The sequence below is a fragment of the Pseudonocardia sp. P-1 genome, from assembly GCF_058111925.1.
The window spans coordinates 2801888-2817030 of the sequence record NZ_CM176614.1 but is presented as its reverse complement, the minus strand read 5'-3'; the positions used below and the strand labels follow the sequence as shown (position 1 = coordinate 2817030).

The following is a 15143-nucleotide window of genomic DNA, read 5'->3' as shown; positions in this document are numbered from 1 at the left end:
GAGCGGTCCGCCGTCACGGATCTGCGCGATCCGGGGCGGTGCCGGGTCAGCCGGTCAGCGCGCGTCGCATGACCACCCGCGGGAACCCGCCGGACACCCCGGTGGTCGCCGCGGCGAACGTGAACCCGCCCGCCTCGAACAACGCGCGGGTGCCGACGTAGGCCATCGTCAGGTCGACCCGGGCGCCCCGGTTGTCCACCGGGTAGCCCTCGACGGCCGGCGCCCCCTGGTCCCGGGCGTATGCGACGGCTCCGGCGAGCAGGGCCCGCGCGATGCCGCGGCCCCGGTGCCCGGCGCGGACCCGGAAGCACCACACCGACCAGACCGGGAGGTCGTCGACGTGCGGGATGGTGCGGGAGCGGGCGAACGGCAGCTCGGAGCGTGGCGCGACGGCGGCCCAGCCGACCGGTTCGCCGTCGTCGTGGGCGACGACGCCGGGTGCGACCGCGCGGGTCGTCAGCTCCCGCACGTACTCGCCCCGGGCCCGGCCGGTCAGGGCGCGGTGCGTCGCCGCGGGCAGGCGGTGCGAGAGACACCAGCAGACCGACGCGTCGGGGTCGCGCTTCGGACCCAGCAGGGTCGCGAGGTCGTCGAACGAGGTGGCCGGACCGACGACGAGGGGCACCGGCGCAGGCTAGTCGGGGAACGCCTCGGCGAGCATCCGGTGTCCGTGGGCCTCGAACGGCTCGTCGCCGACCTGGAGGGCCCAGGTCACGGTGCCGACGGCCTCGGCGACCCATTCCCGGCGCCACGGGCCGGGCTCGCGCGGGTCGCCGCCGTAGCCGTCGTGGTGGGCCGTCTCCAGCGCCGGGTCCCACCGGAACTGGCGGGCCGCGAGACGCACCAGGTCGGTGGACGCCGGGCGCAGTGCCGCCCGGCCCAGGTCGATCACGGCGACGACCCCGTCGTGCACCAGCCAGTTGCGCGGGTGCCAGTCGCCGTGGGTGGGGACGAGCCGGGCCGCCGGTGTCGGCCAGCCGGCCACCTCCGCCCGGAGCCGCGCGAGGAGCCCGGGGGCGATGCGGTGCGGACGCCCGAGCCTGGTCAGGACGGTGTCGCGCAGCCGGGCGCCGTACCCCTCGTCGACGACGGCGGGCCGGTCGTGCAGCAGCGCCAGCAGCTCGCCGGCGCCGCGGTAGGTCGACGCCTCGTGCTCGGCGGGGGTGTCCTGCACCAGGGCCCCGGGCAGGTAGCGGGTGACCAGGAGCTTCGCGTCGGCGTCGGCGTGGCGCAGCTCCGGCGCGCGGCCGCGGGCGACGAGCGGGGCCAGCCACTCGCGGTGGGCGCGCAGCTCACGGGCGATGTGGGTGTCGGCGTCGTCGCCGGCCTTCACGATGAGGTCGGCACCGGCGTGGCGGATCTGCAGCACGGTGGTCCCGACCAGACCCCAGCCGTGGTCGGCGACGACCTCGTGTCCGGGTAGCAGGTCCGCGAGCAGCGCGGTCTGGCGGGCGGACAGCGGCACTCCGCCACGCTAGCGGCCCGGAGACGCCGATGGCGGCATCCCGCGTGGGGATGCCGCCATCGGACGGAGGAACAGTGCCCGGCCGCACGGCCGGGCGGGGGTGTCAGCGGGGGGACACCGAGGAGGCCTGCGGGCCCTTGGCGCCCTGGGTGACCTCGTAGGACACGGCCTGGTTCTCCTGGAGCTCCTTGAAGCCCGAGCCCTCGATGGCCGAGTAGTGGACGAACACGTCGGCGCCGCCGTCCTCGGGGGCGATGAAGCCGAAGCCCTTCTCGGCGTTGAACCACTTCACGGTTCCGTTGGTCATGGTGACTCCTTGTCATGCAGCTTTCGGACGGAACAACCACGTCGTGCGGCTGCCCGGGTCAGAGGAATTCCCAGACGGCAGCCAGCTTCAGCTACACCAAAGACAGCGGATCCGCCCGCATCATCATTCTGCGAGCGCGCTTGAGACACGAAACTCAGAACTACGGTGACCGAGGAGGACGCTACCGCAGGGCCCGGTGTCGGCCAAACAGCCGTCCGCCCCGAGACGCTCCCGCGGCCGTTCCGGAGGGTCGCGACCTGCTGATCGTCACGCTCGGCGTGACTCTGATCACTGGATGGACGCCGCCCCGGCACGGTCGGTGCCGGGGCGACGACCCGTCGGGGTGTGGTCAGGCGTCGGCGGCGGCCCGCTGGCGCACCGCGATGGGTGCCCCGGCGAGGTCCTCCTCGTTGCACATCAGCTTGAGCTCGTAGTAAGCCGCCTCGGACGCCTCGTTGTAGTCGAGGTGGATGGCGATCACGTCGACCGGCTCGCCCAGCCAGGACTGGGTCTCCCGCAGCCACTGCGCGGCGCGCTCCAGTGCGGTCGGGAGGTCGTTGTCGCGGAACTGGACCGGGCGGAACGGTACGTCCTGGATCCCGTCGAGCTGGTGCGCCGGGCGGGGGAGGCCACCGGCCAGTCCCGCGTCGTCGAGATCGAGCGCTACCGGGTTCTCACTCATCCCGTCAGGATCGCGCATCACACCCCGTCGTCGCACCCCACCGTGCCCGGTGTGTCGTCAACGACCCGGTGGCCGGCTGTGGTCCTCGGCGAGCCGTCCCAGGTTCAGCAGCTGCCGCCGGGCCATCACGAGGTCGCCGACCGACACCAGCGGCGCGAGCGCGCGGGTGCCGCCCATGACGACCTTGAGCAGCAGGCGGGTCGTGTCCGCCCCCTGCGGCGCGAGGACGTAGGACATGACGGCGCCCAGGACGCTGCCGGTGAGCTGCACCCCGGGGTCGACCGAGAGGATCCGGCCGATCCGCCGTCCGCCGGTCGCGGTGAAGGTGTCCCCGACCTGCGGTTCCGGAAGTCCCACGAGCTCCCGCGGGGATCGGCGTCCGAGGTTGTCGACCCAGTCGTAGGAGTACGGGGCGAGCCGGATCTGGGCGACCCACGGCCAGACGGCGGCGGCCGGCGCGGCGACGGAGACGCCCCGCCACGCCTGCAGCGTGGGGGCCGGGACCAACTCGTCGCACGGGTAGGGGCGGGCGGTCTCGGCGTCGCTCACGCCCCAGCGGTCACCGATCACGGGTCCATCGTGCACCCGGAGGCCGCCCGCTACCGGGAGGAGGTCGCCCCGTTCCAGTCGACGAGCTGGACGACGACACCGTTGGGGTCGCGGACCTGGAAGGCCCGTTCGCCCCACTCCTCGGTGGTCAGCGGCATGGTGATCGCGACACCCTCGGCGACGAGGCGCGACAGCTCGCCCTCCAGGTCGTCGACGGTGAACGCGAGGATCTGGCCGGCCGCGTGGACGTCGCGCTGGTCGTCCGGGAGCGTCGCCAGGCCGCGCCGCAGGTAGATCACGTTCATGCCGACGTCGTCGCGGGTGAGCGAGGCGAACCCGTCCGCCGCCATGGCGACCTCGAACCCGAAGTGCTCGGTCAGGAAGGAACGTGACGCGGCGACGTCCTCGACGTTCAGTGAGACAGCGGAGGCGGTGATGTGCATGGGGCTCCTCGATTCTGTACAGCGTACATTGTACAGCGTACGCGAGAGAGTGGAGGAGAATCGTCCCGTGGCTCCCACGCGAACGAACGCCGGCGACCCGGACCGCACACTCGCCCTCCTCTGGCGCGATCCCGCGGCCGTCCCGCGCCGCGGACCGCGGCAGTCGCTCTCGCTGGACCGGGTCGTGGAGGTGGCCGTCGCCCTGGCCGACCGGGACGGTCTGCCCGCCCTCAGCATGCGCAAGGTCGCCGATGCGCTCGGTGTCTCCACGATGACGACCTACACCTACGTGCCGGGCAAGGCCGAGCTGCTGGACCTGATGCTCGACGCGGCCTACCGCGGGATGCCGATGCCCGACCTCACCGGCCGGCCGTGGCGTGACCGCATCACCTCGCTCGCCGACGGCAACCGCGCGTTCCACCGGGCGCACCGGTGGGCGGCGACCGTCTCCACGCACCGGCCGTCCCTCGGGCCCGGCCAGATGGCGAAGTACGAGTACGAGCTGCACGCCTTCGACGGCCTGGGGCTGTCGGACCTGGACCGGGACAGCGCGCTCTCGCACCTGCTGGCCTTCGTCCGGCAGCACGCCCTCGCGGAGCAGGAGGCGCGTGACGCCGCCCTGCTGTCGTCCCAGACCGACGAGCAGTGGTGGGCGGTCAACGCGCCGCTGCTCGGGCGCGTGCTGGACCCGGAGGTCTTCCCGCTGGCGGTGCGGGTCGGCTCCGCGGTGGGCGCGGCCCAGGGGAGCGCCTGGGACGCGGACCGGGCGTGGGAGTTCGGCCTCGCGCGGACCCTGGACGGGTTCGCGGGGCTCGTCGGGGTGTAGTTCCGACCGGGACACGACGAAGGCCCAGGTCCGTCGGACCTGGGCCTTCGTGTTGTCGGGGTGACAGGATTTGAACCTGCGACCTCTTCGTCCCGAACGGCGATCTGGTGTGATCCTGGACCATGCTGAGTGCGATCGGCCCTGCTCGCGGCGGGCGTTCACCTCGTCCCGCTCGGTTCGATGACGATCACGAGTAGGGCGTCCGATGACTTCTCGATGACTCCGAGTGTCGCCCGTTCTCAAGGATGCAGCACCCACCGCTCTCCGGGTGGAGACTCGTCCGCTGGGTTCTCCGGGGCCCAGGCCGCTTGTCCGAACGGGTCGTCGTGCAGTCATCTCCGGGCTGTTGCTTGTGTGGTTGCTCGAATCGTTGGATACTGCTGCCTGCGTTGAGGTAGAAAGCTTCGCCGCTAATAATCCAGAAGGAGGCTAGTGAAAAAGTCTAGATCTATTGACCCCCCCCAAAGGCTCGGCTCATTGATAACCGCGCTGGCATGCCTCGTCGGGCTCATCATCGTGCTCGGCACGTTAATAACCGTCTCACCTCCCGACGGGGCCATATCGGTAGCAATGGAGGTCGGCGGCCTGCTCCTAGCGATTGCCGGTGTACTGTGGCTGATCAATGCAGTCCTCGAACGACGGCGATCTATCTATTTTGCTCGCAGGTTTGCGCTCGACAGCATTGCCCAAAGCCATGTCGCACAAGACAAGAAGGCGGTTCAGGAGGCTTGGCGGCGAGCGGATGAGTGGGCCACCTACTTGGAAGAGTCGGGTGCGCTTCGAGAAGCCGAAGTAATTCGTCGGGAACTGCGTGCATCATCCACTGCTAGACAATTGGATCGAGCCGATCAGGATGACTAGCGAACAAGCGCTACCGCCTGAACCGCCTCTCAAGCAGCCATGGTGGAAGAAGAAGTGGGCGAAAGGCGCCCTTGGAGCACTTTCGGCCGGTGCATTATTCGTGGGGGGGGCGGCGACGGACAAAGTTGCAGATGAAGGAGTGGAAAGACTTGCACCGAAGTCCATTCAGGAGCAGCAGCAAGAATGTCGAGATTGGTCGATGGATGTGTCCGGCCTGCTGCAAGATGGGCTAGATGAAACAGCATTCAGCCTCGCGCCGCCTAATGGCATGTGTAAGACCGCGATTGAGATTGGCCGAGATCGTGAGAACGGGCTTGCGCCCTTGCCTGAAATTTGAGTTGGTGGAGGTGATCTCCTCGCGGCGCGGGTTCACCCTGCCGGGGCGACGCCCTGCCGGCAGGCCACTCAGTCCCGGCTTGCCGGCAGGGCGTCGATCTGGCTGCCTTCGGGCGCGCCGGGAGGAGGGCACCGCCTCTCTCGGCTGATCTCCGAAGCGGTGCCGGGTCCGGGCGGAGCCCGGTGTCCCTCGCCTTGGCGCCGGCGATCGGCTCTGTGATCAGGCCCCGTCCTCGGCACGCTGGGCCGGCCAGGCGGTCACGCCGGCCGCGACCGGGCCGGAGGTAGAGGGAGCGAGACGGTGGGGCCGGCGCAGCCGGCCCGAGCGCCGCCGGAGGCGGCGCCTTGATCCCATAGAGGCGGATTCGGCAGCGCAGGAGCGAGAAGTGCCGGGACTACGCTCGTGAACGTGGTAACCGCTTCGAGCATCGTTGCCGCCGAGAGCCTGGCAGAGGAACTCCTCGCGCCGCTCGGCGATCGATGGCGGCACACGCAGGGCGTGGCGGCCCGGGCGTATGAGCTGTCGGACGCGGTGCCGGACGAGGATCGGGAGCTGCTGGTCGTCGCCGCGTGGTGCCACGACCTCGGATACGCGCCCGCCCTTGTCGATGTCGGCTTCCACCCCATCGACGGCGCTCGCTTCCTGGCTCGTCTCGGCGAGGACCGCCGGCTGTGCGCCCTCATCGCGCACCACTCCGCCGCCGTGGTCGAAGCTCACGAGCGCCGTCTCGTCGCGGAGATGGCCGAGTGGCCGCAGGAGGAAGGGGCGGTTGCGGACGCGCTTTGGGCGGCTGACATGACGACTGGGCCCCGAGGGGAGAGGCTGGACTACGCGGATCGTCTGGCGGAGATCGTCCATCGCTACCGTACGGACTCCCCGGTGACTCGCGCGATGGCCAGGGCGCGACCTTCGATCGAAGGGGCGATCGCACGGACGCGCCACCGGTTGGTTGGCCGAGCGTAAGGGCGGGTCCTGCCGCGAGATGGCCTTGCTTGCGCGTGAAGACCTGCGGCCATGCGTAACGCGGACGGGGGTTGAGACGAGTCACATCGCGGAGAGCAGTGAGCCTTTGCCAACCTGGTGGACGGGCAGGTCAGGGCCAGTGCGGCGTGGCGTGGCCACGGATGGGTGAAGCTCCTGGTAGACGAGCGGTTGCTGAGACCAGAACGTCCAACCAGGAGCTTCAAGGTGCTGTCCTACCCGTCCGGGATGACCGTGTCCAATCGCGCGCTCAACCTGCTCGCCGACCTTCTGCGTGGGCGCCGCACCGACCGCGGTACCCGCTGGCGCAAGCTCCCCGCCGGCCGCCAGGCCCTGCTCGTAGTGGCGCACCTGCGTAAGAACGACACCTACGCCGAGCTGGCCTGCGGGTTCGGCGTCAGCACCTCGACGGCCTACCGCTACATCCGTGAGGCCCTCGACCTGCTCTCGGCCAAGGCGCCGACGCTGGAACAGGCGATCGAGGTCGCGAAGCGCAAGGCATTCGTCATCCTCGACGGCACCCTGCTGCGCATCGACCGGGTCGGCATGGCCTCGGGGTACGACCGGGCGTTCTACTCCGGGAAACACAAGACCCACGGCCTGAACGTGCAGGTCATCGCCGACCCCGTCGGCCGCCTGGTGTGGATCTCCCCACCGCTGCCCGGCGCCCGGCACGACATGGGCGCCGCCCGCGACCACGGCATCATCGATGCCCTCGCCGCCCACGAGATCCCTGCCGCGGCCGACACCGCCTACCAAGGCGCCGGGCCCACCGTCGCGGTCCCGCAGCGTCGCCGCCGCAAGGACCCCGAAACCGGGAAGTTCCGCAAGCTCTCCCGCTTCCAGAAGGACGTGAACGAGGCACACGCCCGCCGCCGCGGGCCTGGTGAGCGGGCCAACGCCGAGCTCAAGAACTGGCGGGTCCTGCGCAAGATCCGGTCCAGCCCGAACACGGCGGACAAGCTCATCGCCGCAGTTCAGACCCTCATGATCGCCAGCGCGTGATCAGGTTGGCAAAGGCTCAGTGTGGACCGCGGAACAACGAGGGGGACAAGTGGGCCGGCCATTCGTTCAGGAGTTCGCGAACTACGTTCTCGCAGAGAAGTCGCCCGAGCCGCTGCACAAGACCGAGGCCAACTGCGCTCAGGTCCACCTACTCAAGGGCTTCAAGCCCTTGTGGGTGAACCGCGTGCCTTACGGTTACGTGCTCCTATACCCGGACTGGCTGGCATTTTTCACGGACTCGACGCAGCCGGTCGGCACGGTCCCAGAGAAGTTCTTCAGCAAGGAGATGGTAAAGCCCATGCTTCAGACCTGGAAGTATGGGGGCCGGTTCCAGAGCGTTAGCAGCATCGCTCATGCGACATTCCAGAAGCTCAGTACGACAGAGCGCGATCGGATCAAGGCTTTCGTGGCCAACCCGAACAGCCTGTTTATTCCGCTGCACACCATTACCTCGGTGCGACAGACGCGCGCCATGGGGACAATCGTGATGCTCGAGATCAGGACGAATGACGGCCGGGACATTCGGCTCGCGCCGAATACATCGGCCTCCCTCGGCCCGCGGTTCTGGAAGGGCATGATCGCATCATTCGGTGGTACGTGGGAGCCTAAGCTTCAGCAGGCCCTGCATGAAGCGGTCGCCCGCAACCGAGGAGCGGCGTGAGCATGGGGATCCTCTCGTGGCTCATCGAGGAGGCATCCGAGTTCTTCTCGGGTGACGGTGCCGAGAAGGCGACGTCGACCGTTGCCGAGGGGGCGCTTACAGGCGGTTCGGGTTCGCTCGATTTTGCTGATCCACTGGAGGTCGGCGCAGCCCCGTCTGCACCGGGCGGGGACTTCGTCGATCCGTTGGCGGAAGGCCGACAGATCATCGCGAACGATCCGGTCCTGAGCAGCGTTCAGGACACGATGAGCAAGGTATCGACGATATATGAGAATGCAATGGGTACGGACCACGTGCCCTCCGGGGTCGAGTCTACACAGCAGTTCATATCCGGAGTTGTGAACGCGTCGCCGGAGCAACTCGACCGGATGGCGCTGCAGCTCGAAGGCATGAACGCGGATGCGGAAATTCGACAGTCCGTGGCCGAACACGAGGCGGAACTGCGCGAGAGCAACGCCAACCACCAGGCAATTATGGACGCCAACGCCGCCGAGATTGAAGCGCAGGCCCGTATTGCAGAGGCGGAGGCGCTGATCGCCAAGACCAACCGCGACTTGGGAACGTCCTACTAAACGATCTGTGGCTGCGGCTGGCCCGCGATGGCGTCGTCGATGCGGCGGCGCATTGACGGATGGATGCTGAGGCCCGGCAGGTCGGCGACGTCGACCCATCGGGCGGCCTTGGTCTCGGTGTTGTCCTGGCGGGGTTCGCCGGAGATCGGTCGGGCGTGGAAGCAGACGGAGAACTCCTGGCGGACCTCGCCGTCGTCGTAAGCCATGACGTGGCCGGGGTCGGTGTAGATGCCGACGAGGCCGGTCAGCTCGACGAGGACGCCGGTCTCCTCCTGGACCTCGCGGACCGCGGCGTCGGCCACGGACTCGCCGACGTCCATGGCGCCGCCGGGCAGTGAGCCTTTGCCAACCTGATCAAGTGTTGGCGATCATGAGGGTCTGAACTGCGGCGATGAGCGCTGCGGCCTGGTTCGGGCTGGAGCGGATCTTGCGCAGGACCTTCCAGGTCTTCAGCTCGGCGTTGACCCGCTCGCCCGGCCCGCGACGGCGGGCGTGCGCGGCGTTGACCGCCTTCTGGTTCACCGACAAGGGTCGGTAACGACCGGTGTCGGGGTCGAGGCGCCGACGGCGCTGCGGGACCGCGACCGTAGGCCCGGCACCCTGGTAGGCGGTGTCGCCGGCGGCCGGGATCGCGTACTCGGTGAGCGCGTCGATGATGCCGTGCTCGCGGGCTGCGCCCATGTCGTGACGGGCCCCGGGCAGCGGCGGGGAGATCCACACCAACCGGCCGACCGGGTCGGCGATGACCTGCACGTTCAGCCCGTGGCATTTGTGCTTGCCCGAGTAGAACCCCCGGTCATAGCCGCTCGCCATGCCGACCCGGTCGATGCGCAGCAGGGTCCCGTCGATGATCACGAACGCTTTGCGCGCCGCGACCTGCATCGCTTGCTCCAGGGTCGGGGCCATCGCAGCGAGCAGGTCGATGGCCTCGCGCAGGTAGCGGTACACCGTGGAGGTCCCGACCTTGAATCCGCAGGCCAGCTGGGCGTAGGTGTCACCGGTGCGCAGGTGCGCCACGACCAGCAGGGCTTGACGGCCCGGGGTGAGCCTGCGCCAGCGGGTCGCGCGTTCGCGGCGGTGACGACGCAGCAGCGTGCTGACCATCTTCAGCGTGTGGGTGGACACGGTCATCCCGGACGGGTAGGACAGCACCTTGAAGCTCCTGGTCGGACGGATTGGTCTCAGCAACCGCTCGTCTACCAGGAGCTTCACCCCTTCGAGGTCACGCCACGCCGCACACGCTCTGACCTGCCCGTCCGTCAGGTTGGCAAAGGCTCAGTGGGAACACCGCGTTCAAGCCGTTCCCGAAGAGCGCCGCGGGCCGGCGCACTGTCCCGCTTCCGGCGTGGCTGCTGCCGATCCTGGCCGAGCACCTGCGCGCGTTCCCGCCCGGTGAGCAGGGCCTCGTATTCGGGAACGCCGTCGGCAAGCCGCTCCGGCGAACGTTGTTCCGGTCCCGGGTCTGGCGGCCGGCCCTCGTCCGCGCCGGCCTTCTCGGGCAGCTCGTTGTCGTCGACGAGCACACCGTCCGCGCCGGCTGGACCGATAGCGGCGGCGGCGCGCACATCAAGGAGTTCCCGACCGAGCGCGAGGCCGTCCAGCACATCGCGCGATCGGCGGCCGGCGGGCTTCGGTTTCACGACCTCAGGCACTCGTACGCCACCTGGCTCGTCGACGACGGCGTCCCGGTCAACATGGTGCAGCGGGTCATGGGACACGAGCGCTCGTCGACAACGCTCGACCTCTACACGCGCCGAACCGACGGCCACGACCGCATCCTCCGTGCCCTCGGTGAGGACGACGAGGACGACGACCCGCCCACCGCGCCCGTCCCGGTCGGATGACTTTCTGATGACTCAGCGGCGCCAGCAACGCCGAACGGCCTGGTCAGAAGCTCGCGTTCGAGCTTCTGACCAGGCCGTTCTCGTGTCGGGGTGACAGGATTTGAACCTGCGACCTCTTCGTCCCGAACGAAGCGCGCTACCAAGCTGCGCCACACCCCGATGGACACCCGGGTCTCCCCGTGAGCCGTGGAGAACTCTACCCGATGCCCTCCGAGGCCTGCGCGGGGGTTCCCGTCCGCGCATCGGGGCCGGTCGTGCGGGGGACGAGGGTCAGCAGCGAGGCCTCCGGCGGGCAGGCGAAGCGCACCGGCGCGTACGGCGAGGTGCCCAGCCCGGCCGACACGTGCAGCCGCATCCGGCTGCCCCAGCGGCTCGCCCCGCGGGCCCGGGACCGGTCGATCCCGCAGTTGGTGACGAGCGCGCCGTAGCCGGGGAGCCGCAGCTGGCCACCGTGGGTGTGCCCGGCGAGGACGAGGTCGTAGCCGTCGGCGGCGAAGCCGTCGAGCACCCGCGGCTCGGGGGAGTGGGTCAGCCCGATGCGCAGGTCGGCGTCGGCGTCGTGGCCGGCGATGCGCGGGTAGCGGTCCAGGTTCAGGTGCGGGTCGTCGACGCCCGCGATCCGGACCGTCCGGCCGTCGACCTCGAGCACGTGCCGGGCGTGGGTGGCGTCGACCCAGCCGTGCTCGCGGAACGCGGCGCGCAGGTCGGTCCAGGGCAGGTCCGCCCCGTGCACCCGCTTCGTGTCCCCGCGGCGCAGGTAGCGGGCCGGGTTCTTCGGGGTGGGGCCGTAGTAGTCGTTGCTGCCGAACACGAACGCGCCCGGCCGCTCCAGCAGCCTCCCCAGCGCGGTCAGCACGCCCGGGACGGCGTCGGGGTGCGCCAGGTTGTCCCCGGTGTCGATCACCAGGTGCGGGTCGAGCTCGTCCAGCGCAGCAATCCACCGGATCTTGCTGCGCTGGCCCGGCGTCAGGTGGAAGTCCGACAGGTGCAGGATCCGCAGCGGCCGCGCACCCTCGTCGAGGACGGGCAGCTCGACCCGGCGCAGCGTCCAGTGCCGCCGCTCGATCCCCGCCGCGTACCCGATGCCCGACGCTCCGAGCAGGGCGGCGCCGGCGGCGGTACGGGCGAGGGTCCCGGCGATACTCACGCGATCCAGCCTACGTCGCGGGACTATCGTGGCGACCCGTGAGCACCCTCAAGGAGCAGCTGCGGGCCGACCTGACCACCGCGATGAAGGCCAGGGACGAGCTGGTCCGGACGACCCTGCGATCCGTCCTGACCTCGATCGGCAACGCCGAGGTGGCCGGTGACACGGCCCGGGAGCTCTCCGATGACGAGGTCCGCGCGGTCATCACCAAGGAGACCAAGCGGCGCGCCGAGTCCGCCCAGGCCTTCGCCGACGGCGGCCGCCCCGAGTCCGCCGACCGTGAGCGCGCCGAGGGCGAGGTCCTCGCCCGGTATCTGCCGACCCAGCTCGACGACGACGAGGTGGCCGCCCTGGCGACCGCCGCCGTCGCCGAGGTGGAGTCCGAGACCGGGGAGAAGCCCGGCATGAAGCAGATGGGCCAGGTCATGAAGAAGGCGAACGCCGCCGCGGCGGGCCGCGCCGAGGGCGGCCGCGTCGCCGCCGCCGTGAAGAAGGCCCTCGCCGCGGGCTGACCGGCCCCGCCGACGCGACGGGCCCCGCACCGGTTCATCCGGAGCGGGGCCCGTCGTCGTCACCGGTCTCAGGTCGTCGGGGTCTTGCGCGTCCGGGTCCCGGTCGACTTCGTCGGCGTGGTCTTGGCCGCGGTGCTGCGGGTCGTCGTCTTCTTCGCCGCGGCGGTGCGGGTCCCGGTCTTGGCCGCGGTGCCCTTGGCCGCCGTGCTCTTCGACGCCGTGCTCTTCGACGCCGCAGGCTTGCGGGTCGTCGTCTTCTTCGCCGGGGCCTTCGCCCGCCGCTCCGCGAGCAGCTCGGAGGCCCGCTCGTCGGTGATCTCCTCGACCGAGTCGCCCTTGCGCAGGCTGGCGTTGGTCTCGCCGTCGGTGACGTAGGGGCCGAACCGGCCGTCCTTGATCACCATCTTCTTCTTCGTCGAGGCGTCCTCGCCCAGCTCGCGCAGCGGCGGCGCCGCGGCGGCGCGGCCCCGCTGCTTGGGCTGCTTGTAGATCTCCAGGGCCTCCTCCAGGGTGACCGTGAAGAGCTGCTCCTCGCCGGAGAGCGACCGCGAGTCCGTGCCCTTCTTCAGGTACGGGCCGTAGCGGCCGTTCTGCGCGGTGATCTCGTCACCGGAGTCCGGGTCCGTGCCGACGATCCGCGGCAGCGACAGCAGCCGCAGCGCGTCCTCGAGGGTGATGGTGTCGACCGTCATCGACTTGAACAGCGAGCCGGTGCGCGGCTTCGGCTTGGCCGGCTTCTTCTTGGCGCCCTCGGGCACCTCGGGCTCGGGCAGGAGCTCGGTGACGTAGGGGCCGAAGCGGCCCTCCTTGGCCACGATCTCGTGGCCGGTGACCGGGTCGGTGCCCAGCTTGCGGCCCTCCTGCGGCACCGAGAACAGCTTCTCGGCGATCTCCTCGGACAGCTCGTCCGGGGCCAGGTCGTCGGGCAGGTTCGCGCGCTGGGACTCGCCGTCGACGATCCGCTCCAGGTACGGGCCGTAGCGCCCCACCCGGACGACGACGTCGTTGCCCGCCGCGTCGGCGAACATCGGGATCGAGTTCACCGTGCGGGCGTCGATCTCCTCCAGGTTCGACCCGACGAGCTTCTTCAGCCCACCGGCCCGGGCGATCTCCGAGCCGCTGCTCGCGCCGTCGGTGCCGAAGTAGAACCCGGACAGCCAGTGCACGCGGGAGTCGTCACCGGAGGCGATGGAGTCGAGGTCGTCCTCCATCGCGGCCGTGAAGTCGTAGTCGACGAGCTGGCCGAAGTGCTGCTCCATCAGCCCGACGACGGCGAACGCCACCCACGACGGGACGAGTGCGGAGCCCTTCTTCCAGACGTAGCCGCGGTCGAGGATCGTCTTGATCGTCGACGCGTACGTCGACGGCCGGCCGATCCCCATCTCCTCCATCGCCTTGACCAGCGCGGGCTCGGTGAACCGCGACGGCGGGCTGGTGGAGTGCCCGTCGGGCACCAGCTCGGTGGCGGTCAGCGGCTGGCCCTCGGTCAGCTCGGGCAGCCGGGACTCGGCGTCGTCGGCCTGCTGGCCCGAGGCCTCGTCGTCGAGGGTCTCGACGTAGGCCTTGAGGAAGCCGGGGAAGGTGATCGTGCGGCCGGAGGACGCGAACACGACCTTCTCGCCGGTCCCCGCGGTGCCCGCGATCCGGACGCTCACGGTGGTCCCGCGGGCGTCGTTCATCTGCGAGGCGATGGTCCGCTGCCAGATCATCTCGTACAGGCGGAAGTCGTCGCCGTCGACCTCGCGGGCGATGGCACCCGGGGTCCGGAAGGTCTCGCCGGCGGGACGGATGGCCTCGTGGGCCTCCTGGGCGTTCTTCACCTTGCGCGTGTACTGGCGCGGCGAGTCCGCGACGTAGGCGTCGCCGTACAGCTCACGGGCCTGCGAGCGGGCCGCCTCGATGGCCGTCGCCGACAGCGTCGTCGAGTCCGTACGCATGTAGGTGATGTAGCCGTTCTCGTACAGACGCTGCGCGCTGCGCATCGTGCGCTCGGAGGAGAACCGCAGCTTGCGGCCCGCCTCCTGCTGCAGCGTCGAGGTCATGAACGGCGGGTACGGCTTGCGCGTGTAGGGCTTGGAGTCGACCGACGCGACCTCCATCGGACGGTCCTGCAGCCCCTCGGCGAGGCGGCGCGCCTCGGCCTCGTTCAGGGTGACGACCTCCGCGGAGCCCTTCTTCAGCTGCCCGAGCGAGTCGAAGTCGCGGCCGGTGGCGACGCGCTTGCCGTCGACCTGCAGCAGCCGCGCACCGAACGAGCGCGGGGTGGCCTTCTCCCCGGCGTCGAGGGTTGCGGCGATGTCCCAGTACTCCGCGGAGCGGAACGCGATGCGGTCCCGCTCGCGCTGCACGATCAGCCGGGTCGCGACCGACTGGACGCGGCCCGCCGACAGCTTCGGCATGACCTTCTTCCACAGCACGGGGGAGACCTCGTAGCCGTAGAGGCGGTCCAGGATGCGGCGGGTCTCCTGCGCGTCGACGAGGTGCTGGTCGAGCTCGCGGGTGTTCTCGGCGGCCGCGCGGATCGCCGACTCGGTGATCTCGTGGAAGACCATCCGCCGGACCGGGACCTTCGGCTGGAGGGTCTCCAGCAGGTGCCAGGCGATGGCCTCGCCCTCACGGTCGGGGTCCGTCGCGAGCAGGAGCTCGTCGACGGTCTTCAGCGCCTCGCGCAGCTCCGAGACGGTGCTGCGCTTCTCCGGCGTGACGATGTAGAGCGGGCTGAACTGGTTGTCGACGTCGACGCCGAGCCGCGCCCAGGACTCGCCCTTGTACTTGGCCGGGACGTCCGCCGCGCCGCGCGGCAGATCACGGATGTGACCGACCGAGGACTCGACGACGTAGTCGTTGCCCAGGTAGGGCTGGATCTTCTTCGCCTTGCTGGGGGACTCGACGATCACCAGGCGGCGCGTCGGGCGGCCGGATGCGTTCGCCGTCGAGGTCGGCTTGCGCGT

General features: G+C 70.1%; 18 protein-coding genes and 1 tRNA gene. 8 read left to right on the top strand and 11 right to left on the bottom strand.

What is annotated here, in order from left to right:
• Nucleotides 1-46: 46 nt before the first annotated feature.
• The 6 genes from AC0GKK_RS13705 to AC0GKK_RS13680 form a co-directional block, all read right to left on the bottom strand.
• Entirely contained in the window at nt 47-625 is a 579-nt protein-coding gene (locus AC0GKK_RS13705; protein WP_178374809.1) for a GNAT family N-acetyltransferase, read from the bottom strand.
• A 9-nt stretch (nt 626-634) separates the two neighbouring features.
• Complete coding sequence (locus AC0GKK_RS13700; protein WP_489881774.1) at nt 635-1465, bottom strand: phosphotransferase family protein; 831 nt, start codon at nt 1463-1465, stop codon at nt 635-637.
• 103 nt (nt 1466-1568) lie between these two features.
• Nucleotides 1569-1772 carry a cold-shock protein gene (locus AC0GKK_RS13695; protein WP_020627798.1) on the bottom strand — a complete coding sequence of 68 codons (204 nt, stop codon included), beginning with the start codon at nt 1770-1772 and terminating at the stop codon, nt 1569-1571.
• A gap of 349 nt (nt 1773-2121) precedes the next feature.
• On the bottom strand, nt 2122-2454 hold the full coding sequence (locus AC0GKK_RS13690; RefSeq protein WP_073575791.1) for a hypothetical protein: 333 nt from the start codon (nt 2452-2454) through the stop codon (nt 2122-2124).
• Nucleotides 2455-2511: 57 nt separating this feature from the next.
• Nucleotides 2512-3024, bottom strand: coding sequence for a polyketide cyclase (locus AC0GKK_RS13685; RefSeq protein WP_489881773.1), 513 nt, complete (start codon nt 3022-3024; stop codon nt 2512-2514).
• 29 nt (nt 3025-3053) lie between these two features.
• Nucleotides 3054-3446, bottom strand: a complete 393-nt coding sequence (locus tag AC0GKK_RS13680) for a VOC family protein (protein ID WP_224403785.1) — start codon at nt 3444-3446, stop codon at nt 3054-3056.
• A 67-nt stretch (nt 3447-3513) separates the two neighbouring features.
• Between AC0GKK_RS13680 and AC0GKK_RS13675 the strand changes: the two genes are divergently transcribed.
• The 6 genes from AC0GKK_RS13675 to AC0GKK_RS13650 all read left to right on the top strand — a co-directional run bounded on the left by AC0GKK_RS13675 (nt 3514) and on the right by AC0GKK_RS13650 (nt 8689).
• Nucleotides 3514-4272 carry a TetR/AcrR family transcriptional regulator C-terminal domain-containing protein gene (locus tag AC0GKK_RS13675; protein ID WP_489881772.1) on the top strand — a complete coding sequence of 253 codons (759 nt, stop codon included), beginning with the start codon at nt 3514-3516 and terminating at the stop codon, nt 4270-4272.
• Between the two features lie 811 nt (nt 4273-5083).
• Nucleotides 5084-5470: a hypothetical protein gene (locus AC0GKK_RS13670; RefSeq protein WP_489881771.1), complete on the top strand. Its 387-nt coding sequence runs from the start codon at nt 5084-5086 to the stop codon at nt 5468-5470.
• A 408-nt stretch (nt 5471-5878) separates the two neighbouring features.
• Entirely contained in the window at nt 5879-6433 is a 555-nt protein-coding gene (locus AC0GKK_RS13665) for an HD domain-containing protein (protein ID WP_489881770.1), read from the top strand.
• 225 nt (nt 6434-6658) lie between these two features.
• Nucleotides 6659-7456, top strand: coding sequence for a transposase family protein (locus AC0GKK_RS13660; RefSeq protein ID WP_345649927.1), 798 nt, complete (start codon nt 6659-6661; stop codon nt 7454-7456).
• 49 nt (nt 7457-7505) lie between these two features.
• The gene (locus tag AC0GKK_RS13655; RefSeq protein WP_489881769.1) at nt 7506-8117 is read left to right on the top strand and encodes a hypothetical protein; all 612 of its coding nucleotides are present in this window, start codon (nt 7506-7508) and stop codon (nt 8115-8117) included.
• Entirely contained in the window at nt 8114-8689 is a 576-nt protein-coding gene (locus tag AC0GKK_RS13650) for a hypothetical protein (RefSeq protein ID WP_489881768.1), read from the top strand. The genes AC0GKK_RS13655 and AC0GKK_RS13650 overlap by 4 nt, the downstream gene beginning before the upstream one ends.
• Here the strand turns inward: AC0GKK_RS13650 and AC0GKK_RS13645 are convergent.
• Both AC0GKK_RS13645 and AC0GKK_RS13640 read right to left on the bottom strand, forming a co-directional pair.
• Nucleotides 8686-9009: an NUDIX hydrolase gene (locus AC0GKK_RS13645; protein ID WP_489881767.1), complete on the bottom strand. Its 324-nt coding sequence runs from the start codon at nt 9007-9009 to the stop codon at nt 8686-8688. The two genes, AC0GKK_RS13650 and AC0GKK_RS13645, sit on opposite strands and share 4 nt — an antisense overlap.
• 34 nt (nt 9010-9043) lie before the next feature.
• Complete coding sequence (locus AC0GKK_RS13640) at nt 9044-9841, bottom strand: transposase family protein (protein WP_161152599.1); 798 nt, start codon at nt 9839-9841, stop codon at nt 9044-9046.
• Nucleotides 9842-10134: 293 nt separating this feature from the next.
• Between AC0GKK_RS13640 and AC0GKK_RS13635 the strand changes: the two genes are divergently transcribed.
• The gene (locus AC0GKK_RS13635) at nt 10135-10533 is read left to right on the top strand and encodes a tyrosine-type recombinase/integrase (protein WP_489881766.1); all 399 of its coding nucleotides are present in this window, start codon (nt 10135-10137) and stop codon (nt 10531-10533) included.
• 85 nt (nt 10534-10618) lie between these two features.
• On the opposite strand, the gene AC0GKK_RS13630 is transcribed toward AC0GKK_RS13635, so the two are convergent.
• Together AC0GKK_RS13630 and AC0GKK_RS13625 are read right to left on the bottom strand one after the other, a co-directional pair.
• Nucleotides 10619-10692, bottom strand: a tRNA-Pro gene (locus AC0GKK_RS13630).
• A 37-nt stretch (nt 10693-10729) separates the two neighbouring features.
• The gene (locus AC0GKK_RS13625) at nt 10730-11680 is read right to left on the bottom strand and encodes a metallophosphoesterase (RefSeq protein WP_226364720.1); all 951 of its coding nucleotides are present in this window, start codon (nt 11678-11680) and stop codon (nt 10730-10732) included.
• Nucleotides 11681-11718: 38 nt separating this feature from the next.
• Between AC0GKK_RS13625 and AC0GKK_RS13620 the strand changes: the two genes are divergently transcribed.
• The gene (locus AC0GKK_RS13620) at nt 11719-12192 is read left to right on the top strand and encodes a GatB/YqeY domain-containing protein (protein WP_178374803.1); all 474 of its coding nucleotides are present in this window, start codon (nt 11719-11721) and stop codon (nt 12190-12192) included.
• A gap of 68 nt (nt 12193-12260) precedes the next feature.
• Here AC0GKK_RS13620 and topA read toward each other — a convergent pair whose 3' ends face one another.
• Nucleotides 12261-15089, bottom strand: a complete 2829-nt coding sequence (gene topA, locus AC0GKK_RS13615; RefSeq protein WP_489881765.1) for a type I DNA topoisomerase — start codon at nt 15087-15089, stop codon at nt 12261-12263.
• Nucleotides 15090-15143: the final 54 nt, after the last annotated feature.